The sequence below is a fragment of the Amycolatopsis sp. NPDC041971 genome (assembly GCF_055588925.1).
Genome location: NZ_JBVJCE010000011.1, coordinates 102773 through 125781 on the forward strand (window position 1 = coordinate 102773; position 23009 = coordinate 125781).

9 protein-coding genes are annotated in these 23009 nt (G+C 62.4%); 8 read left to right on the forward strand and 1 reads right to left on the reverse strand.

Features of this window, described 5'->3' with window-relative positions; all coding sequences use genetic code 11:
* The first annotated feature begins 205 nt into the window (after window positions 1-205).
* The 8 genes from pglW to ACZ6DT_RS22105 all read left to right on the forward strand — a co-directional run bounded on the left by pglW (window position 206) and on the right by ACZ6DT_RS22105 (window position 22525).
* Window positions 206-4564, forward strand: a complete 4359-nt coding sequence (gene pglW, locus ACZ6DT_RS22070) for a BREX system serine/threonine kinase PglW (RefSeq protein ID WP_465598217.1) — start codon at window positions 206-208, stop codon at window positions 4562-4564.
* Window positions 4565-4677: 113 nt separating this feature from the next.
* Window positions 4678-5682: an AAA family ATPase gene (locus ACZ6DT_RS22075; RefSeq protein ID WP_465598220.1), complete on the forward strand. Its 1005-nt coding sequence runs from the start codon at window positions 4678-4680 to the stop codon at window positions 5680-5682.
* Window positions 5683-5747: 65 nt separating this feature from the next.
* On the forward strand, window positions 5748-8135 hold the full coding sequence (locus tag ACZ6DT_RS22080) for a S8 family peptidase (RefSeq protein ID WP_465598223.1): 2388 nt from the start codon (window positions 5748-5750) through the stop codon (window positions 8133-8135).
* Window positions 8136-9085: 950 nt separating this feature from the next.
* Window positions 9086-12697, forward strand: coding sequence for a BREX-2 system adenine-specific DNA-methyltransferase PglX (gene pglX, locus ACZ6DT_RS22085; RefSeq protein ID WP_465598225.1), 3612 nt, complete (start codon window positions 9086-9088; stop codon window positions 12695-12697).
* Window positions 12698-12712: 15 nt separating this feature from the next.
* Window positions 12713-16417 (forward strand): BREX-2 system ATPase PglY family protein, encoded by a 3705-nt coding sequence (locus tag ACZ6DT_RS22090; RefSeq protein WP_465598228.1) that lies wholly within the window; start codon window positions 12713-12715, stop codon window positions 16415-16417.
* A complete protein-coding gene (gene pglZ / locus ACZ6DT_RS22095) occupies window positions 16417-19116 on the forward strand; it encodes a BREX-2 system phosphatase PglZ (protein ID WP_465598230.1) in 2700 nt (899 codons plus the stop codon). The genes ACZ6DT_RS22090 and pglZ overlap by 1 nt, the downstream gene beginning before the upstream one ends.
* On the forward strand, window positions 19113-20432 hold the full coding sequence (gene brxD / locus ACZ6DT_RS22100; protein ID WP_465598233.1) for a BREX system ATP-binding protein BrxD: 1320 nt from the start codon (window positions 19113-19115) through the stop codon (window positions 20430-20432). The genes pglZ and brxD overlap by 4 nt, the downstream gene beginning before the upstream one ends.
* On the forward strand, window positions 20429-22525 hold the full coding sequence (locus ACZ6DT_RS22105; RefSeq protein WP_465598236.1) for a DEAD/DEAH box helicase: 2097 nt from the start codon (window positions 20429-20431) through the stop codon (window positions 22523-22525). Before brxD ends, ACZ6DT_RS22105 begins: the two co-directional genes overlap by 4 nt.
* A gap of 181 nt (window positions 22526-22706) precedes the next feature.
* Here ACZ6DT_RS22105 and ACZ6DT_RS22110 read toward each other — a convergent pair whose 3' ends face one another.
* Window positions 22707-22919, reverse strand: a complete 213-nt coding sequence (locus tag ACZ6DT_RS22110) for a hypothetical protein (protein WP_465598239.1) — start codon at window positions 22917-22919, stop codon at window positions 22707-22709.
* Window positions 22920-23009: the final 90 nt, after the last annotated feature.

The following is a 23009-nucleotide window of genomic DNA, read 5'->3' on the forward strand; positions in this document are numbered from 1 at the left end:
TTCAAGGAGCGAAGCACGGCGTTACGTCAGACGCATGCTCGCAAACCGAGCCTCATCGAACGACCAGGCAGGCCTCTGAGCTGCCGAGAAAATATGGCCGTGCAGACCACGGTTCGGCGAGCATCCTGACGGCACCGCTCTCTGTCGGTGGCTCCGACTACACTCCGTTCGGCCAGCGAGCACGGCAGGGATCGAGGGAGGCAGTGTGACACCGGGCGCCAATTCAGGCTCCTCCTCAGTACGTTGGTATCAGCGCAAGCAGTCGGACTATGCCTGGGAACAGGAGGGCCTCGACTTCATCAAGCGCCAGATGCCGGACGCCGAGCCTTACCGTGCCTGGGCAACGTTCTCGTTCACGGCGGCCTCCAGCCGCAGCAACGAGTGTGACCTGCTGATTGCAGTCCCCTCAGGCCTCTATCTACTCGAGCTCAAGGCGCATCCCGGCAGGGTGGTCAACCACGGCTCGACCTGGCGGTTCACCGACCGGCACAGCGGACGAGTCCGTACTCTGCCGAATCCGCTTGAGATGACCAACCTCAAAGCCAAGGAGCTGCGAGGACAGCTGACTCGCGCGGCACAGAAAGTCGGCTACACCGGCCGGGTTCCGTGGATCGAACCGATCGTGTTCCTGACCGATGCCGGACTTCGCAGCGAACTGGACGAGTTCCAAACGCCGAACGTCTACGCACGCCACGCGAACAGCGGCCTCCCCGCTGTCTGGGACGACCTCCTCGCACGCCCTCCGCACCGCGAGGCGGACAGGATCCGTCCGGAGTTCGCGTCACGCGTCTTGCCGCAGCTGATGACGGCCATCGGCATCCTGCCCGCCACCGCGCATCTGCGCTACGGCGACTTCTGGAAGCTCGACCCGAAAGCACTCGACGCCGGGCCATTCTGGGAAGATAGGCTGGTCAGGCGCGACGACGGCCAACTCGACGAGCAGGGCCGCCTCAGGATTTATCTGATCAGCTCGGGCACCAGCAAGGCCGACGCCGAAAAGGCCCACCGGGCCGCCAAACGTGAGTACCAGGTGCTGCAGGGCATCGACCACCGAGGCATCGCCCAAGCCCGCCAGTTCGGAGAACACCAGGGCCGGCCTGCGATTCTGTTCCGACACCACGAGTCGGACCTCAGGCTTGACGCATACCTGGCGACATTCAGCGACTCACTGACCTCGGAAACCCGCCTTGGTTTGGTCCGCCAGCTTGCTGAAGCCCTGAAATACGCCCATGACCGGATGCTGTATCACCGTGCTTTGTCACCCCGGTCGATCTACGTCTCCTGTCGGCCAGACGGCTCTAGCCCTGTACTCCGGCTGATCGACTGGCAAACAGCAGCAAGGGACTTCGAGACCACGTCACTGAGGTCCATTGGAGATTCATCGCTGGACGGTGCGTTCATCGAGGACACCGCCTTGCGGTATTTGGCCCCGGAGGCCGAACATCAGTATCCGGATCCAGTGGAGATGGACGTCTTCAGCCTCGGTTCGGTGTCCTACCTGGTGCTGACCAGTCGTCCGCCCGCCTCGAGTCGTTCCGAGCTAGTCGAGCGGGTAGGCACCGACGGAGGCCTTCAGGTCTCTGCCGTGGACGACACCTTGCCTCCCGAGATCGGCGACCTGATCTACGACGCTAGCCGCTCGGACGTCGTCCTCCGTCTCGACTCGGCGGCGGCTTTCCTCGACCGGCTTGACGACGCAGAAGAAGACGCCACGCCGATGCCTGCCGGAAGGTCCTTTGTGGACCCGCTTGAGGCGATCGCAGGGCAGGAGGTGGACGAGGAATGGTTCGTACGCCGCGTTCTCGGCACCGGGGCTACCGCGCGCGCCCTGCAGGTCGAGCGGCTCAGGGAAACTGACGACGGCGCCGTCGTCGATGAGCGAGTCTTCAAGGTCGCGCTGGATGAGGACAGCCGGGCCGCAAGACTGCATGACGAGGCGGAGGCCCTCCGCAAGGTCACGGGTGGCACGATTGTTCAGCTGCTGGACGGACCCCGCCTCATCGGCGGTCACACCGCGCTGGAGCTGGAACTCGCCGGTGAAGTTTCGCTGGCAAAGCATCTGCGCGAGGAGGGCAGGCTCAGCTACCACGACCTGGAAAACTTCGGCCGAGAGCTAATCCTGGCGATGTACCAGCTCGAAGCCGCCGAGATCCACCATCGCGACATCAAGCCGGACAACCTCGGCATCCACCGCCGGGCGAACCGGTCGCGACAGCTGAAGCTGTTCGACTTCTCTCTGGCCAAGGCATCTCCGACGGATACCGTAGGTACCCGCGGTTATCTCGACCCGTTCGTACACACCACGCGGCGACAATTCTACGACGACCACGCCGAGCGGTACGCGGCCGCCGTCACGCTGTACGAGATGGCCACCGGTGAGCGTCCACGGTGGGGTGAAGGCATTAATGCGCCGACAGTCACCCAGGACGAGACGCCCCAAATTGAAGGGCATTTGTTCGACGACCGACTTCGAGACGGTCTTACTGCGTTTTTCAAGCGGGCACTGCATCGAGACACCGCACACCGCTTCACATCGTTGCGCGAGATGGACGACCTTTGGCGCTCGGTCTTCACCGAAGCCGACAAAGCACGTCCTGCGACCACGCAGGAAACGGTACGGAACACCGCAGCCGACCGGTCTGACATCGAGGTGCTCGACCGCGCGGCAGAAGCCGCCAAGCTGACAACACCGCTTAGCGCGGCTGGCCTCAGCCCTCGGGCTGCTTCGGTGGCCGACGGCCTCGGCGCAACGACAGTTGGCGAGCTGCTGGACATCCCGGCCTCGACGATCACACGTGCCCGAGGGGCTGGCGCGCTCACACGTCGCGAATTGACCAGGCGACACCGGCAGTGGAGCGCGAAGCTTCGCACAGATACCGGAGTCGCGGACGGGCCGGATTCGGAGAAACTGGCTGTCCCGGTCGATGTCGAGCGCCAGTCTGTCGAGCTGCTGCTGGAACGTCTACTGACCAAGCCCAAGCTCAACAGTAAAGACAAAGGCCCCAACGTAGAGCGTCTAACACTAGGGCTGCCGAGAGTCGACGGGTCGGTCGCCGACATCGGTACTTGGCCTGTGCAACGCCTTGTCGCTGACGCAGTGGGACTCACACAACCCTCGGTGTCGACGAAGTACGTCAGTTCCCTCAGGAAGTGGCAGACCTTCGACTGGATGGACACAATCCGCCGCGAGGTCGTGGAGGTCCTCGGCGACCTTGGTCGAATCGCCACCGCGCCCGAGGTCGCGGCTGAGTTCCTCGCGAGGCATGGGTCGACCGAAAACGATCCGGTAGTCGCGCTGCGCAATGCTTCGGCGATCATCCGGGCAGCGGTGGACACCGAGCTGCTTCTACCGGGCAAGGACGATCTCGAGAGGTCCGAGCCGGCACTGGCGGTTCTCCGGCGCAACGAGCGCGTACTCCTGGCTGCCGAATCCCTCGATGGCTCCGACGACCCAAGCCCCAACGAATTGGGCGACTACGCGATCGCACTGGGCCAGGCGGCCGACGGGATCTCGAAACGCGATCCGCTGCCTAGCTCGGCGACAGCCCTGCGCGACCTTCATGCAGTCGAACGGCCGGAGGGGATGTCACCGCTGGCCGACACTCGCCTTCTTTCCCTGGCCGCTTCGATGTCCGCGCATTCAGCCGCCTCCCGCCGCCTGGAACTCTATCCGCTCGACCTCGGTCTGGTTCGCGGTTTGCGCATCTCGCAAGCCGCAGCTGGGGTAAGCGACGACGGAATCACTCTGGATGCGCTTCTCGCGAAGGTCAGGGTCCGCTTCCCGGAGATCTCGCTGGGAACCCCCTCACCGATCGACGTTGGCGAGGCCTTGCGTGACGCTGGCAGCAGCCTGACCTTCGATCCAGTCAAGAATCGCTTCTGCCCACCGAGGCCTGCGGAAAGTCAGCGACCGGCTCGATCATCTTCACGCACGTTGACCTCGATCGACCATGCCGCGCTCAACACTGGGCGCAGTTCCTCGGAGCTGATCACAGCAAGGCTTGTCGACGGACGCAGGCTGGGTGGATTCCTGGCTCTCAAGGTCAAGGCGAAGAACCTGCCCGGGGCAGCAACACTCGTCGCGTCTGAACATGATGTGGAGGCCGTCGACCTTGGTCGGCTATTCCTCACCGAGCTCCGGGCGCTGGTGAAGGAGCGCAACCAGGGGTGGGACCGAGTTCTGGTCGCCGACACCCGCGTTGGTCGCGACGGCACAGTGCCGCCAGGACTAGCGTCCTACGTGTCGGTGAGCTGGCAGCGCGTTCAGAACCGGCTCATGGCCACCATGGCTGAAGCTGGACCGCGAAGTGTGCTGTTCCTGCATAATGCCGGCCTGATCGGCCGGTATTTCGACGCCGGCGGCCACAGTTTCCTCACCGAGCTGCAGCGTGCAGCTCGTGACCCACAGGCAACACCGCATGGCCTGTGGCTGCTGTGCCCCATGGAGACCGCCGGAGAGGCACCCAGCCTGGCAAGCCAGATTGTCGGTACCGAAGGTGACCACGAGGTCCTGCTCCTGCGCAGCAAGTACCTCGACGAGCTCCACAAAGGCGAGGTCGCCTGAGCTGCACGTCTTCAACAACGCCCGTCCCGCCTACAGCAGACACAGACCCAAGAACGTAGGGTTGAGGCTCAGAAGTTCGGTAGTTCCGGGATCCGGATCTGGGAGGAACGGTCATGGCGCACAGCGACCTCATCCGTCGCCTGTTCGCTAGCCATATCCAGTCGGACGACGTCGGCTTCCGCCATGCCGCAAGTGAGCTGATCGCCGAGGAGCGACGTAAGAATCATCGGCTCCTTGCGGATGAGCTCGAACGTGAACTGAACTCACAGCAGCGACCTGGGCCCGGTCTGTCGTTGACCTTCAAGGCGATCCCGAAGAGCCGCGACGAACGTCCACTACTCCGTCTCACGAAGCCGCGGCATGAGCTGGATGAGCTGGTTCTGGCCTCGAACGTGCGAACGCTTGTGGATGAGATCGTCAGCGAGTTCCGGTCTCGCTCGATTCTGACTAGTCACGGTCTGAGGCCTCGCTCGCGCCTGATCATGCTCGGCGCACCGGGAACGGGGAAGAGCGCCACTGCGCATGCCATTGCCGCCGAACTGAGCCTGCCAGTTGCCACGGCGTCGCTAGCCGCCCTAACCTCGTCGTTCCTCGGCGACACCGCCCGAAACATCGAAGCGGTGGTCCACTTCGCCGAACAGACGCCCTGCGTCCTGCTCCTGGACGAGTTCGACATCCTAGGCCAGGAGCGTAGCCAGGCCGGTGACCATGGCGAGATGCGGCGGGTGGCCGCGACAGTCTTGCAACTCCTCGAAGACATGCAGGGTGAATCGGTGGTTGTCGCGACGTCCAATCACCCACAGCTGGTCGACACCGCAGTATGGCGTCGCTTCGACGAAGTGATCAGCTTCGGCAAACTAAGCCAGAAGCAGTCCAGTGATCTGATCAAGCTGAAGTTGCGTTCCCATCGGTCGGAAATCACGCCACTGGCCTGGGCAAAGAAGCTAGCCGACTGCACTCCCGCGGAAATCGAACTGGTGTGCTTCGACGCGCTGAGGCGGACTGTCCTCGCGGACAAGCCTGCGGTGGACAACGAAGCCATGACCTCGGCATGGCAGCGTCTACGCGAGCGCTTGGACACGCTCGCCGGGGTCATCACGAACGTGGGATCAGACTAGGCAATCCGGCTGATCTTCGATACCGAGCGTAGCCACGGGGTCTCTAAACAGGTATGCCGGAGGGTATGTCCCTGACGCCGCAGCTTGCGTTGGGCGTTGAGCGTCAGCACGCCCACCTGAAGATCGCGCGCGCTTTGGACCCGCTTCCACGGCGAAAGGGCACCGGGGGCGGGGGACGCGGCCCACGCCATGCGGACCACAAACGTCACGCGCGCGACCTTGCCCACCAGCTTGCTTCGCTTCGTGACCTGCACGCTCGACGAGAACCCATCCTGGGTATCGATCCGAATCTGATCATGGTGATCGAGTGCAACGACGCGGTCATCAACGTGGCCGACGCCCTCGAGGGCGCGGGCCTGCGTGTCCTCGAGGCTCGCGGGGATCAAGCCCTGGCCGCCTTCTCGTCTGACCCGGAAATGACCAAGTTCCTCGAACTGCGTACCCGATATGAGACAGAGTCCACTCCAGCGGGTAAACCCCGGTATCAAGGCCTTTTCGATGCCATCGAACGCATCCGGCCGCTGGAGCCGTCCGATGTTATCGACGAGGACCTCGCGGAGCGGCTTACATCTGCCAGTCCGGACGAAGTCCTGAGGATCGATCTCGCCTGCTGGTGTAGCGAGGACAGGGAAGACACGATCAAGCGCTACGAGGAAACGCGAGTCGCGCTCACCAATGCGGGAGCGGATGTCCTGGATCGCACATGCCGCCACGAAGTCGGCCTCTCCCTTATCCGAGCTGAAATCCCGGCAGGAGTCGTTCTGGACGTTGTCCGGACAGACCGAATCAGCCGAGCGTCCCTGCTCCCCCAGCCGATCTTCAACCAGAGCGAGATCGATACCTGGCCCGTAGCCAAGCTGCCTCTCATCCGGCCTCCTGCGCCGAACGCACCCCTCGTGGCAATCATCGACTCGGGCATTCAAGCAGGAAATCCACTGTTAGCTCCTGCTGTATACGAAACTCTCAGCGGCACGTACGAGCTACCAGACGGCGCAGACGAATCGGGACACGGAAGTTTCGTCGCCAGCCTCGCCATCTATGGCTCCCTTGAACAGAAACTCTCGTACCGCACTGAACTTCGTGCAGTCGGACGAATTCTGGGCATCAGAGTGCTCAATGGCGAGAATCTCTTCCCCACCGCCGAACTCTGGCAATCGGTGATAGAACACGCAATCGTCCTGGCCGCCGACCGCGGAGCCCGCGTCATCAACCTATCCGTCGGTGACCCCACGCATCCCTACCATCCGCCGGCGCCGTCGGGCATCGCCGCGGTTCTGGACAAGCTCGCGCGAGAACGAAACCTGGTGATCGTTGTCAGCTCAGGCAACGTCTCGCCCTTCGAATACTCCGGTCCTACTTACGCGAAAGGGTTGCTCGAGTCTGATCAGACTGGGCTGGCTCCTCCTGCCATGTCCGCACTGGCCTTGACAGTCGGCGCGTTGGTGCCACACAGCCATCAAGGTGTTCGAGCAGCACAGGAGTCGGTTGCGCTTCAGCAGATGGGAAAGCCCGGCGAACCGAGTCCGGTAAGCAGGACAGGCCCCGGCATCGAGAACGCCGTGAAGCCCGAGTTGTCCGCGCCCGGCGGAACATTCACGTACGACAGCGACAGAAAGCGTGTCGTCGCGGACACCAGGCTCGGAGGGGTCGTAGGCGCCGCAGGCGGGCGACCAGACGCTCTTCTTGCGCGAAGCATCGGTACCAGCTTCGCCGCCCCGCTCGTCACCCACGCAGCTCTCCGCGTGCTCGGACGCTACCCCCGGCTCCAGGCGACTGGCGTCCGCGCACTGCTACTGGCGTCCGCTCAGCAGGTAGCTAAGGTCATCGAAGGCGAGTCGGGGAAAGAAACAGAATACCATAGCCGACGTTTGTCCGGTTTCGGCAGAGTCGACACTGAAAGGGCCGAGGTTTCCAGTGACCATCGCGTAGTCCTGTTGAGCGAGGAGACATTGGCCGCTGACCAAGTTCATTTCTATACCATCCCAGTTCCGAAAGCCTTCTTCAGCCGAGGCGACAAGAGGATGGCCATCGGATTGGCCTTCGACCCGCCGACCCGTGCGACACGGCTCAGCTATTTGTCCAGCCGGATGTCCGTCTATGCCTATCGCGGGGTCGATGTCGATCAGGTGCGCGCGAAGTTCGCAGCCTCCGCAGAAGAGACCTCCAAAGATCTGAACAACATCGACCTGATGCCAGCAAACGGATCTCGTCTGCTCGGCGCCAATCAAGCGGCGCGGAAGGACTGGGTCGGCCCCTGGGACAAGGACGAGCACCCTGAGCTGGTCGTTGTGGTGCGAAATACGCAGCGATGGCCATATCCGGCCGACGAGCCGATTCGCTATGCCTTGGCGGTGGCGCTCGAGGTCTCGGAAGCCCTCCCGGAACTGTATTCGGAGCTCAGTGCCCAGCTCGATGTTCTCGCCGAGATCGAGTCCGAGATCGAACTCGGCTAGATCCGCGACTCAGAAGGTTCCGTACAGCCCCAGGCGACCAAGTGCCGGGGCTGGGCGCGCCCGAGTGCCATGTTGCAGTCAAGCAAAGATGACATACATTACATCGGCAACGGGAGCCGCTGGTCGACCACCATGCGGCGGCTGTACCGGGATCGTTTAGGTCAGCCACGCGAGAATGGTCTGCAAGGGCAGCGGAGATGTCCCGGATCAGGTCGATGTCGAGCACCTCGACGCGAACGTTATTCCGTGCAGCCCATCAGTGACCTCACAGAGCCGAAAACCCTGCTCGACCGTACGGGCGAGCGCATCGAGACGCGGGGCGAAGTCCTTCACTAGCGCTCGTCCGGGTTCGGGCCGGTCGGCGCTGAGGAGCGCCTTGTCGCGCAGCACCGCACGCACCCTGTCGACGTCCAGCCTTGGAACTCGACCCACGAGCCGTCGTCGACCAGCAGGCAAACCCGGCCGCGGTGAGCACACGCCCGTAGCGCTCGCCGCCGTCTCCTCGCAGCTCGATGTCGGTTTCGCCTGCGTATCGGAACCCTGCGAGCTTGAATGGACCAGCTTCCGTAGCTAGTCAAGCCAAGGTAGCTCTGGACTACCTACGCAACACAGTCGTCTTGTCGGGTGACAAAGAGTCACAAGGCAACTTTGCTGCAGCAGGATCGGCACGTTACCGAAAGTGACTAATCCAAGCCACGCCGCCGCAAGATGGACACTGAGCTGCGACGGCTCCGTGCACGCGCGGGCTACACGACGATCTCGGCAGCTGCTTCGCTGGACGACTTCTCCCAGAGCAAGGCCAGCATGATGTCCAGGCACTCGCCGAGCTCTACGTAAGTTAGGCGCGCTACCCACTCATGCTCACGTAACGGATTGGTACGTTGAGTAGCGCTCAGTGGCTCCGCAGCGATCACGCCACGGTGAGCACGAGGGACAGGGAGTACACACGCGTGGCGAACGGGATCGATCAGAAGGCTCTGCTGACAGACCTGCGGAAGCAGCTTAAGACTCTGGAAGACGACCTGCGCGAGCGCAGCGCCGAACCAGAGTTCAACGGTCCCCTGCGCGACGAGTACCGGAAGGCCGTCGCCGCGGACCGCACAGCCTCGACCTACGAAACCTGGCGTGACGATCGAGTCACGCAGGCCGCAGTGGCCTGGCTGCTCGGTTGCGTCTACGTGCGGTTCTGTGAAGACAACGGCCTGATCCCAGAGCCGTTCCTGTCCGGTCCAGGCGATGCGCTGGCCATGGCCGAGGAGCGGCAAGAAGCGTTCTTCCGAGCCGACCCGCACCTCAACGACCGCGACTGGCTTGAGGCTGCCTTCACTCACCTAGCGGAAGCTCACCCGACCGCCGCCGGCCTGTTCGACCGCCAGTACAACCCACTTTGGGAGCTGACACCCTCATTCGAGGCGGCGACCGCCCTCCTCACGTTCTGGCGCCGCCGCGGCCCAGACGGCGTGGTTGTCCATAAATTCACAGACGAGTCCTGGAACACTCGCTTTCTTGGTGACATCTACCAGGACCTATCAGACCACGCGAAGAAGACCTACGCGCTGCTCCAGACCCCCGATTTTGTTGAGGAGTTCATCCTCGACCTGACTATTACACCTGCGCTCGAGACGTTCGGCCTCGATCCCGTGGTAGAGATCCACCGTCTCGGCGGCGGCGTCGAGAGGACTCGCGAGGGCTTGCGCACGATCGACCCAGCCTGCGGCTCCGGCCATTTCCTGCTGGGCATCTTCCACCGCCTCCTCGACGAATGGCGTCGTACGTCTCCGGGTGTCGACGACTGGATCCTGATCCGACGCTCCCTTGAGTCGGTACACGGCTGCGACAAGAACCCCTTTGCAGCCTCGATCGCCCGCTTTCGCCTCCTGGTCGCCGCGCTCAAAGCCTCCGGGACCGGCACACTCGCCGCTGCCGGCGAATTCCCCATCAACGTCGCTGTCGGCGATTCTCTGCTGCACGGTGTAGGTGTCAAGGGCAAGCAACTTGAAACGGATTCCATCGAAGAGCCTGAGTTCACCTATCGCACTGAGGATGTAAAAAAGTACATCAACTCATGTGACCTACTCACGCAAGCCTCATACCACATCGTCGTCGGAAATCCGCCATACATCACAGTTAAGGACAGCAACGAGAACAAGAACTACCGCGAAAGATGGAAGGCTTGTTCGGGGACATATGCGATGTCGATTCCATTCGCTGAGCGCCTGTTCCACCTTGCCACACGAACGTCCGGCGGCGGTTATGTAGGCCAGATCACCGCAAACTCATTCATGAAGCGCGAATTCGGCAAGAAGCTGATCGAACAGTTCTTCCCGACAGTTGACCTGACTCACGTTATCGATACATCTGGCGTGTACATTCCTGGCCACGGCACGCCAACAGTAATACTGATCGGCCGTAAGCAAATGCCAGCGCCTTCTAAAACGATCCGCGCCGTTCTAAGTATCCGCGGCGAGCCGGCGGCCCCTTCAGATACCGCCCGCGGCTTCGTCTGGAAAGCAATCACTGAGCAGATCAACATCCCCGGAACCGAGTCCGAGTGGATCTCCGTCTCGGACATCAACCGGTCAGCATTGGCCTCGCACCCTTGGTCGCTGAGCGGCGGCGGCGCAGGCCCTCTCACAAAAGCAATTGAAGCCAAAACCACCCCTCTGGAAAAGAGCATCAAGAAACCAATTGGTCGCGCCATCCGTGCCGGAGCCGATGAAGCCTACGTGCGCCCCATTCGCACGCCCGAAAGTTCAGCACTGCGACCACTCATGGTCGGCGATATCGTTCGAGACTGGCATGCTGCCCCGACCGAAAAAATCTGGTATCCCTACAATACTAATTTCACCCAAGAACTGCAAACTGAACTATGGCCTTGGCGAACACCTCTAGCTGCACGCCGAACCTTTCAGGGTAACATGGAGGACGCAGGTCTCGACTGGTGGGATTACATGCAACACACTTCATCTGCATACTCCACGCCGCTTTCAATCGCATTTGCAGAAGTACAAACACATAATCACTTTGTACTAGATCGTGGCGGAAACGTCTTCAAGCAGACCGCGCCCGTAATCAAACTACCTGCAGAGGCGAACGAGGACGACCACTTGGCACTGATCGCCGTTCTCAACTCGTCAACAGCGTGCTTCTGGCTTAAGCAGGTATGCCACGACAAAGGCATTCGCGGCGAAGGTGGCGGCTTCACCAGCAACGACTGGGAAAGGTTTTTCCAGTTCAACTCAACGAAATTACAGAATTTTCCAATCCCTGAAAATATTTCGGCCGAAAAAGGGAGGGAAATCGACTCGCTAGCACACCAGCTGGCACGGGAAGAACCCTTGTCGATCATCAATCAGACTGTGCCGACTCGAAAAAATTTGAACTACTCAAAAGTTGAGTATGAGAATCTCCGAAGTAAGCTGATCGCGAAACAGGAAGAGTTGGACTGGAACGTCTATCGGCTTTACGAGCTAATCTCCGACAGCGAGGCGAACCAGTTGTGCGCTAATGAGGATGAAGTGCCGGGCGTCAGTCTTGGCGAGCGCGCGTTTGAGATCGCCCTGGCTCGTCGCGCGGCGATGGACGAATCAGTCGACCTCGAATGGTTCGAAAGGCACGGGTCCAAGCCGATCACCGAGCTGCCCAAGCATTGGCCCGAGGCCTACAAGCGGGTCGTCGAGAAGCGGATCGAAACGATCACCAACCGTCGAGACATCGCGCTCATCGAGCGCCCCGAGTGCAAGCGCCGCTGGGCAACCGAGCCGTGGGAGAAGAAAGAACGCAAGGCCCTCGAAACCTGGCTGCTCGACAAGTGCGAAGACAAGAACCTCTGGTTCGCCCTCCGCGATGGCTTGACCGGCCCGCGCACACTGACCGTCAGCCAGCTCGCCGACCTCCTCCGCACCAACGAGGACGTCAACTCTGTCGCTGCCCTGTACGCAGCCGACCACCTCGGCAAGCGGGATCTGCGACTCGCCGATGTGCTGGAGCACGTCATCGCCACCGAGCACGTCCCCTACCTCGCCGCGATGCGCTACAAGGAGACCGGCCTGCGCAAACGCGCCCAGTGGGAATCCGTCTGGGAGGAGCAGCGCGAGGAGGACCGCACCGGCAAGCGGCTCGACATCAAGGTACCGCCGAAGTACACCTCTTCGGACTTCGCCAAGACGTCCTACTGGTCACACCGCGGCAAGCTCGACGTGCCGAAGGAACGGTTCATCTCCTACCCCGGAGCTGGCCCAGAAGCTGACCCGACCTTGCTGCTCGGCTGGGCAGGTTGGGATCATAAGGACCAGGCGCTCGCGCTGGTCAACGTGATCAATGACCGGCTCGAGCAGGAAGGATGGGAGACCGACAAGATCGCGCCGCTGCTCGCAGGGCTGGCCGAGCTCATGCCCTGGGTCAAGCAGTGGCACGCTGGCTACGACGCAGAGTGGGGCGGGAACCCCGCGGAGGAGTTCCAGACCGTGCTCGAGCAGCAGCAGACCAAGCATGGGCTGACCGACGAGGCGTTGAGCAAGTGGCGGCCGGAGCAGACGCGGCGCGGCCGCAGGAAGAGCTAGAGGGAGGGGACGAGAATGGCCGAGGAGGTGTACCTCCGGGATGTGATCCACATGCCGGAGGAGGTCAACCGGGGCGACTTCAAGATTGACCTGACCAAGGGATTCACGGCGACGGACGAGCTGGTCGACAATTATGTCGTCACTGATCAGCTGCGCGGCGCCTTCACCCAGGCCCTCGCGCTGATCCGGGCTGCAGTCCGCGACGGCAACTCTCATGCCGCTTACCTGCACGGCTCGTACGGTTCCGGTAAGAGCCACTTCCTGACCGTTCTGCACGCCGTTCTGAACGGAAACAAGACCGCACGCGACAAGCCCGAGCTGCGGAAGGTCGTCGCCGAACACGATGAGTGGCTGTCCGGTCGCAACTTCCTCATGGTGCCGTTTCACCTGATCGGGTCGGTTGACCTGGACGCGGCAATCCTCGGCGGCTACGTCAAGCATGTGCAGGACACCATGCCGGGCAAGCCGGTTCCTGCGGTCTTCCGTGACGACGCGATGCTTCTGGACGCCAAAAATCTGCGTGCCGCGGTGGGCGACGTCAAGTTCGCGGAGATGCTCGGGACCGAGGATGCCAAGCCTTCAGACCTGGACGACCTGGAACCAATCGAGGGAGCGGCTCCCAGCGTTTGGACCAGTCTAGAACTTGATAAGGCATTCGGTGCGCAGCCTGGAGACCCACGGCGGGACGCTCTGGTTTCAGCGCTCCTGTCCGGTCCAATGGCCTCCTATGCCCGCGGAGCGTTAGGGGACAAGGACGCCTACATCCCACTGGAGAACGGCCTTTCCGTCATCAGCCGGCACGCGCAGCAACTTGGTTACGACGGCGTTGTGCTGTTCCTCGACGAGCTGATCCTTTGGCTGCAGGGCTACTTGTCCCGCCGCGACTTCGTAAACGTCCAGGTGAACAAGCTGGTCAAGCTGATCGAGTCGGGGGACAGCGATCGGCCGGTGCCGATCATTTCGTTCGTCTCCCGTCAGCGGGATCTCGGCACCCTCATCGGCTCGGACATCATGGGCTCCGAGGTCAGCAACCTCGAACAGCAGGTCCAGTATCTCGCCGGGCGATTCGACACGATCAGCCTCGAAGACCGCAACCTTCCAGCGATCGTCAAGGAGCGCGTTCTCAAGCCGCTCCCCGGCAAGGCCCATCTGCTTGACGCGGCCTTCAAGAACATCGAGTCGACCAAATCCAACGTCAAGGAAGCGCTGCTCGACGCGAACGGGGCCACCCACGCGGACTGGTCCGACTTTCGCGACGTCTACCCGATCTCACCGGCTCTGCTCAACGTGCTGGTGGCGCTCTCCGGGGCATTGCAGCGTGAGCGCACTGGCCTCAAGCTGTTGCAGGACATGCTTCATCGGCGGCGCGCGGACATGAAGCTGGGCGATCTCATTCCCCTCGGAGACCTGTGGGACGTCATCGCCGAAGATGCAACGGCAGCCTTCACCGACAAGCTGCGTACGGACGCCGAAGCAGGCCAGCGTTTCCACCGGAGGGTTCGCCGCTACCTGGAGGGTAAGTACGGCTCGACCACCGATGCCCGGTTCATCGCAGACGAACGTCTGGTCAAGACGCTGCTGCTGGCATCCCTCGCTCCAGACGTGCCCGCGTTGACCCGGCTCACCGGGCAGCGGCTGGCCGCATTGAACTACGGCTCGATCACCTCACGCACTGCTCAGCCGGGCGATCTAGCGACCACCAGGCTGGGTGACCTCAAGACCGAGTTCGGCGAGCTGCGCAGTGACGGTGACGAAAACCCGGTGTTCAGCCTGCACCTGTCCGACCTCGACATCGAACCGCTACTGGACAACGCGAACGACGAAGACAACACCGCCAACCGGCGAAAGTGGCTACGCAGCCAGCTTTGGGAGGCGATGGGTGTCAAGGACACCGGTGTCTTCGTGAGCGAGCGTGAGATCGTCTGGCGAGGCACCAAGCGGACCGCCGAGTTCGTATTCGAGAACGTCCGCGACCCACAGTCGATGCCGGACTTCCAGTTCCGGCCCAGCCTTGACGGCGTAATCCGGTTCGTCATCGACTATCCCTTCGACGAACCCGGACGTTCACCCCGGCAAGACGCCGAGCGCGTGGAGGAATTGAAACAGCATGGCCACGCCTACCCCACCCTGGTGTGGCTGCCGGCCTTCTGGTCTGAGCAGCGGTTTAACCAGCTCGGTCGCCTGCTGAAGATCAACCACCTGCTCGAGCGAGGTAGGCTCGAAGCGGTCGCAGCAAACCGATCGGCCGAGGACCGGATCCGCCTACGCACCCAGCTCGAGGTGCACAAGGAAAACCTCACGTCGAGCCTTCGAGGCGTGCTGACTCAGCTCTACGGCCTCTCCCGCGGTGACGAGTCGAACCTCATCGACCCGGAGGGCGAACCCGGGCGAGTGCTCAGCATGTTCCCGCAGCACACTCCCCGGCTCCATGTCGGCGCTCCGTTCGAATACAACATGTTCGAACTGGCCGACAGCCTCCTGGGCGCGAAGTACCCGAATCACCCGGACTTCGATCCGAAGAAGGAACGCAAAGCTGTCACCGTCGGTGAGCTTCGTACGGCGCTGAACTGGATCACCAAAGCAGCTGAACAAGGCGGCCGCGTTGAACTGGAGAAGAGCAACCTTGCCCTGATGCGCAAGATCGTGCACCCGCTCGGCTTGGGTGAGGTCCACGACGGCCCGCTCACACTGAGCAACGAGTGGCGACAGCGTATCGAACAGCACGCGGCAAGGATGCAAGTCGCAGGTGACTACTCGGTCGACGACATTCGACGGTGGCTGGAAGAGCTTGACTACAAGGGGCTCGACAAGCCAGTCGAGAACCTGATCATCTCCGTATACGCCCTGCTCGCCGATCGAGCTTGGGTCCGCGAGACCATCCCGCAAGACGCCCCAGACGTCGGCAACATCGGTCCAGGTTGGGCTCTGCGCGCACAAGAACTGCCTACCGAGGACGAATTCGAGGCAGCCCGCAACCGAGCGGGAGCGATTCTGGGGGTGTCGGCCCCGGCAGCCCGATTCACGCGCAACATCACCAAGCTGACCAATAGTGTGCTCGAACAGGTCCGTGAACACGAGAACGTCGTCCACCGCCTGCACGAGGCGTTGCATAAGCATGCATCCGAACTCGGGATCGAGACTTCATCACCACGAGTAGTGGCGACCCGCGCCGCAGCGGACCTGTTGGCCAAGCTGTTCGGCATTAGCGACTCGACAAAGCTGATCAGGACGCTCGCACAGCTGCCGGACCCAGACAACGACGGTGTGCTGGCGAGGACGATCTCATCGGCCCAGTCCGTCCTGAGTGCACTCGACGCAGCAGACTTCGAACTCCTGCGAACGATCCAGCCGTATCTTGACCGTTCTGACGGCATTCGAGACCGCACCGAACGCCTGATGGCCGACATAGCGGAGACGGCCCAAGCCGACGAGCAAACCCGGCAGCTGGGCCCCATGCTGCACGGATTCCGGGCAATCGCTCTCAAGATCATCCAGGATGCCACGGCAGCAGCAGGAGCCCCGCCGGCGCCACCGCCGCCAGCACCCACGCCCATGCCCACGCCAATGGCCCAGCAGACACGCCGGGTGACCGCTGACGCGACTCCCGCAAAGTTGACTGAGACGATGGCAGCCGTGCAGCAATCGGTCAGTGAGTTCGCCAAGGAACACCCGGGTCAGGAGATAGAGATCTCGTGGCGTGTTGTCGACGGGAAGGCTTGATGGCCCAGGTTCCGCCTATCACGCGAGCAGGGATCGAGTCGCTGCTCATGCAACACAGACACGCGCTGGACAAGCAGCCAGGCCGATGCCTGGTGCTTGTCCATGGCAGGTATGAGCCTGGTGAACGCACCGAGTTCCGGCTGAAGCCGATCGAAGGTGACCAAGGCGAGCGGGCAGTGCGCGTCACCGACCAACCCTCCATACTGGGGATCACTGCCGAATGGCTGGACTACCAGCACACTGGAGCGGCCTCTGGTGTGCTGGTAGTCACCACCGGTGTAGAGCCTGCCGAGCTCGACTGGGACTTGCGGGGACACGCTCTCGACACCAGCCTGCTGCGAATCGACCCGGTCGAGAACCTGAAGTTTCGGTTCGGCGCAAATCGCTTGGACCCCCGAGTCTGGCAGTCCACCTGGCTCGTCCAGGCAGTCCTCGACGCAGAACCCACCAGTGGCTGGCCCCGCCGTGGTGGCGTGCTGACCTATGACGACGCCTTGCTGGCTCTCGTCGGACAGCGGCTTGGCGTCGACGCCGCAACTCTCGACCTCGACCGCCTGCTCGAGTGGTCCCGGAGCACCGCAACGACCAGCTGGGCTGAACTGGACAACGCTGAACGTGACGGCATCCGCAGCTGGCTCGTCGAGCGTCTCGGCCTGGCGGCGGAGGCTGTTCTCACGTTGGTCGCGGCTGGTCGAGGCCGCGACGCTCTGGCGCTGGGGGTCGTCGGCGCGGCATTAAGCGATCAATCGCTGTCGCGCGACGCCTTGGTGTCGGTCGGTGGGCTCTTCCCCGGTATCCGCTCAGATGCCGTCGAAGCGTTCGCCCTGGCGGTCGACGGCACGCTGAGCCGGTGGATCACTGCCGCCGGACCTGCCGATTCCCCTGCCCGCCATGACGTCCTCACCGTGCTTGAACGGGCCGACGAGCTGGCCAAGCAAACCGGCCTTACCGAGGCCTTGTCTAGCAACCCTCTACTGCCCTCCGCATGGCGAGCACGTCTTCGTTCGGTGGGCGCGGCGCTCCCCGATCCGGAGGCTGCGAACCGCGCGCTCGGCGAACTCCGCGAACATCGCCTCGCCGAATTGTTCAGTTCTCAGAAGACCACAGCGACCATGGCCGTCCGGCTCGCACGGTGGCTCGCAACACCGGAATCCGGAGTCCCGTCCGTGTCGGCAGGTGTGCAACAGCAAGTGGCCCAATGGGGCTGGGTCGACTACGCCCTTGCTGTTCTTTGGGCAGGCGACGTGGCAGGCGAACCGGTGAGCGCCAAGGCTTACCGCGATCTCTGTGAGCAGGTGACGGCTCGACGCACCGCGTCGGACGAAGAATTCGCGCTCCGCCTGGCCTCCTGGGTTCCGCATGCTCGCGCACAGCTGTCCGAAGGCGCGTTGCTGATCGAAGACATCCTGACGACAGCCGCGGTTCCGCTGGCCGGTGACTCAGCTCCCCTGATCATCGTGCTCGATGGAATGAGCGCTTCTGTCGCGGCGCAGCTCGGCGACGAACTGAGCCGTCGGCCCAACTGGCTGGAGGCCAGCCCAGTATCCGGCACTCGTCTGGCTGCAGTGTCAGTGTTTCCGTCGATCACGACGGTGAGCAGGCCGTCCCTCTTGTGCGGGAAACCCATCGCAGGAGGCCAGTCGACAGAAAAAGACGGCTTTGCCGCGTTCTGGAAGAAGCACCACAAGCAAGCGCGACTTTTCCACGAGAACGAAGTCGGCGGCGGCGCCGGCCAGAGTCTCAATCCCGAGCTCGTTGCGGCGTTGGCAGGCGTCGAAGTCGTCGGTGTCGTACTCAACACGATCGATGACACGCTCGGCCCCGGTCGCGAGGGCGATGGGACGACCTGGCGCCTCCAGGACATCCGGTACCTGACCAGCCTGCTTACTCAGGCACGCAGCTACGGACGGCCGGTCGTAGTGACTTCGGACCACGGGCACGTTCTCGAGCGTGGCCTCGCTAGCGGCCCATCCCCCGCAACTGCCGAATACGGTGGACGGTGGCGGACAGGAGCACCGGCTGAGGGCGAAGCCGCGCTGCACGGTCCGCGAGTCCTCGAAGGGAACGGAAAGGTGGTTCTCCCGTGGCGCGAGGATATCCGATACACGCAAAAGCGTGCGGGGTACCACGGCGGTGCCGCTTTGGCCGAGGTAAGTATTCCCGTCTTGGTCCTGCTGCCGTCTGTCGACGTATTACCGGACGGTTGGGCGGGATTGCCCGCTGAACAGACAACGCCTTCGTGGTGGCGGGGCAGCCCAGAGCAGGTAATTGTGGAGCCCGCTCCGGCACCCAAGGCGCCGCGTAAGAAACAAAAGGCTATCCCCGACGGGCCAGGGCTGTTCGATCATGTGCTGCCGGAGCCCATACCACCTGCGCCGGCCGTGCAGAAGACTCTTGGCCAGCAGGTAACCGCTTCGAAGATCTTCGCCACGCAAGAGAAATTCATCCGTCGTGGACCCAATAGCGACGTCGTGGCCGCCGTAATTGACAGCCTTGCCGCCGCAGGCGGCAAGCTCTCGCTTGCCGCAGTTGCCTCCACCGCAGGCAAAGCAGCCAGAAACATCGATGGATTCCTCGCCACCGTTCAGCGTTTGCTCAACGTGGAGAGCTACCCGGTGCTCGAACTCATCGATGGTGGCCGAACGGTGGAACTCAACCTTGAACTCCTTCGAACACAATTCGACTTGGACAAGCCGTGAGTCCGGTCAGTTCAGTTCGTCGTCGCGAGGTGGTGGATGCGTTGCGCCGCGGCACAGTTCCACAGTTCGGGCTCGACCTGTTCGCCGTGGGCCTCGATCGGTTCACCGGAGCGCTCGACGACGACCTGAGCACGATCAAGCGCGGCGGCGCGGCCTTTCACGCAATCCGCGGGGAATATGGCTCAGGTAAGACGTTCTTCGCACGCTGGCTGGCCGAACGAGCGAAGCGAGCCGGGTTGGCGACGAGTGAGATTCAGATCTCGGAGACAGAAACCCCGTTACATCGCCTCGAAACCGTGTACCGGCGGCTGACCGAACGACTGTCTACGGCGACCCACCAACCGAGTGCGTTGCGATCAGTGATCGATTCCTGGTTCTACACGCTCGAAGAGGAGGTTCTCGACACTGGCGAAGTCGACGAGGAGGACGAAGACGCCATCGCCGAAGCCGTGGACACTCTCATGGAGCGTCGCCTAGGTGATGTCGCCAGGACAACCCCCGCGTTCGCTTCGGCTCTCCGCGGATACCGGCATGCGAAGCGTGCCGATGACGCGGCGACCGCAGAAGCGGTAATCGCTTGGCTGGGCGGGCAAAAGTCAGTGGCGGCCTCCGCGAAGCGAGCCGCCGGAGTGCGCGGAGACCTCGACCATTTCGGGGCGCTCGGCTTTCTCCAAGGCCTGCTGACCGTGCTGAAGGATTGCGGTCACCCGGGCCTTTTGGTCGTGCTCGACGAGATCGAGACCCTCCAGCGCGTTCGGGGTGATGTGCGTGAGAAGGGCCTCAACGCTCTCCGCCAGTTGCTGGACGAAATCGACACCGGCCGCTTTCCAGGACTCTTCCTGGTGATCACCGGCACTCCTGCGTTTTTCGATGGGCAACAAGGCGTCCAACGCCTACCGCCGCTCGCTCAGCGACTTGCGACCGACTTCACCACCGACGCCCGCTTCGACAACCCACGTGCGGTTCAGCTCCGGCTTCCCGGATTCGACCTGAACCGGCTTGGGGAGCTTGGTCGGAACGTCCGCGATCTCTATGTCGGCGATGCCAAGGAGCCCGAACGGATCGCCGCTCGCGTGGACGACGCCTATGTCGATGAACTAGCTCGGGCTGTCACCGGCGGGATGGGTGGCAAGGTAGGTGTCGCACCCCGCGTCTTCCTCCGGAAACTCGTTCAGGACGTGCTCGACCGGGTCGACGAACACGAGGAGTTCGACCCGAGGGTGCACTATCCGGTAACCGTCAAGAGCTCTGAGCTCTCCGAGGAAGAACGTAACACCGTCGCCGATGTCGACGACATCGATCTGGATCTCCCGTGAGTTCCGGATCCGACCGGCTGCTTCCCGCGCTGGTGCACCACATCGTCAACACGCTGGGCTGGCCGGGGCTGCGCCCGCTCCAGGCCGAAGCGATCGACCCGCTTCTTGACGGATCCGATGCGATCCTGTTGGCGCCAACAGCAGGCGGTAAGACCGAAGCTGCAATGTTTCCCCTGCTCAGCTCCATGGAAGAACAGTCATGGACGGGCCTGTCGGTGTTGTATGTCTGTCCGCTTCGGGCCCTCCTGAATAACCTTCAACCCAGACTGGCGAGCTATGCGGGCTGGCTCGGTCGCACTGCCGACCTATGGCACGGAGATGTCAGCTCCGGCGCCCGCAAACGAATACTCCAGGAACCGCCGGATATCCTGCTGACCACGCCAGAGTCGCTCGAGGCGATGCTGGTGTCGGCAAACATTGATTCCCGGCGCTTGTTCTCGAGCCTTCGAGCGGTCGTAGTGGACGAGGTCCATGCTTTCGCCGGCGACGACCGCGGCTGGCACTTGCTCGCGGTCCTCGAACGACTCTCTCGGATCGCAGGCCGCCCGCTTCAGCGAATTGGCTTGTCAGCCACAGTAGGCAACCCGGACGAACTGCTGAGGTGGCTTCAGGGCTCGCAACACTCCAGACCACGATCGGTAGTTGCGCCCAGCGGTGGCACGACGACCACGCCGGACATCACCGTCGATCATGTCGGTTCAATTGACAACGCGGCCACCGTCATCGCAACACTGCACCGAGGCGAGAAGCGACTGGTGTTTGTCGACAGCCGCCGACGCGCTGAAGAACTCGGAGCAGCACTACGCGCCCGCGAAATCACCACGTTCCTGTCGCACTCATCGCTCTCCGCAGACGAACGCCGCAGATCAGAGCAGGCCTTTGCAGAAGCTCGCGACTGCGTGATCGTTGCGACTTCCACTCTGGAATTGGGAATCGATGTCGGAGATCTCGATCGTGTGATCCAGATCGACGCTCCCCGGACGGTGGCTTCGTTTCTCCAGCGTCTGGGCCGGACAGGACGTCGTGCAGGGGGCACCAGAAACTGCCTCTTTCTGTGTCTCGAAGAATCAGCCGTACTCAGCACAGCCGGTCTGCTCGAACGGTGGGGAGCAGGCTGGGTGGAACCGATCGTGGCCCCGCCACACCCTCGACACATCGCCGCGCAGCAGATGCTCGCCCTCGCCCTGCAAGAGAACAAAATTGGGACGCACACCTGGCGAGAGTGGTGGGGCGACCTGCCGTTGTTCGATGAGCACCAAACCGAGATCTTTGATCATCTACTGGCCGAAGGCTACCTCGAGCGGGACGGCCCGATGGCGTTCATCGGGCTCGAGGCGGAGAAGAAGTTCGGCCGACGGCATTTCATGGACCTTCTCGCCGTGTTCAGCGCGCCACCGGAGTTCACAGTCCTGACCGGCCGAGAGGAGATCGGCCGAGTGGGGGACGATGTTCTGCTGGCCGATAGCCACGACGGACCACGTGTCCTGCTTCTCGCTGGACGTGGCTGGAAGGTCGGGCACATTGACTGGAAACGGAGGCGCTGTTTCGTCGAGCCAAGCGACCTCCCCGGCCGCGCCAAGTGGGGCGGGAGCGAAGGTGGGCTGTCTTTCGCCCTTACCCGCAGCCAGCGATCGGTCCTGCTGGGCACCAATCCCGCAGGGGTCCGGTTCACCCGCAGAGCAGCATCGGTACTCGCCGAGCTCCGCGAGAAGCACTCCGGAGACGTTGCCGACAACGCGACTGTGTTCCGGCGTTCGTCTGGCGAGCTCAGATGGTGGACTTGGGCTGGTATCGCAGCCAACCGGACGTTGCAAGCCAGCTTCCCGCGAGTCGTGGATCCTCGGCAGCGGACTACCGATCAATCCTTACGCTTGCAACCAGATCTGTCGAATAACGAATTGCTGCGCACGCTGTCAGTAAGCGCAGCGCTTTCCCATCCACACGTCAATAAGTCCGCCCTTCATGGACTCAAGTTCTCTTCCACTCTCCCAAGCGAGCTAGCCTCTGAAACCATTTCCGAACGCCTTGCGGATCAGAAAAACGCACAGTTCGTCTTATTCGAGAAACGACTATTTTCCCAAGCAGAGAACTAGGCCAGTCGCTATATATTCAGATTTCACCTAGCAGACATAGTGCTTGCAGGAAAAGGCGAGCCGACGCTCTCTTGAGAGTGAACTCTAAGCGTTCTGCGAGCAGACTTTGCCGCCCGCACCCAGGGCATTGCAAGGTCAGTTTGTGGCCTCAGTCTACGTTTACACATCTCCGGGCCACATACTACTTATCACCCACTCGCGTCAGGAGCTCATGACCCGGCCCGGCGGAGCACAACGTGTTGGCAAGTACCGGAAGACTGCGCTTCCAAGAACCGATTTCACCACGCTCTTCGGACGCCGTGTAGGTAACGCCCACGTGCTTCGCCAACTCGATGAGAATACGTTCGTGCTGAAGTTCTTCGCGCAGGTCGTACGCGGTCTTGATGACCGGCAAGCCACCCTCCCCAGGGCCGTTCCCGTCTCTTGGCCGTTCGCGCTATTGCGTGAAGGCAAGGATCACTCTAGCGGGTTATGATCGCCAGCT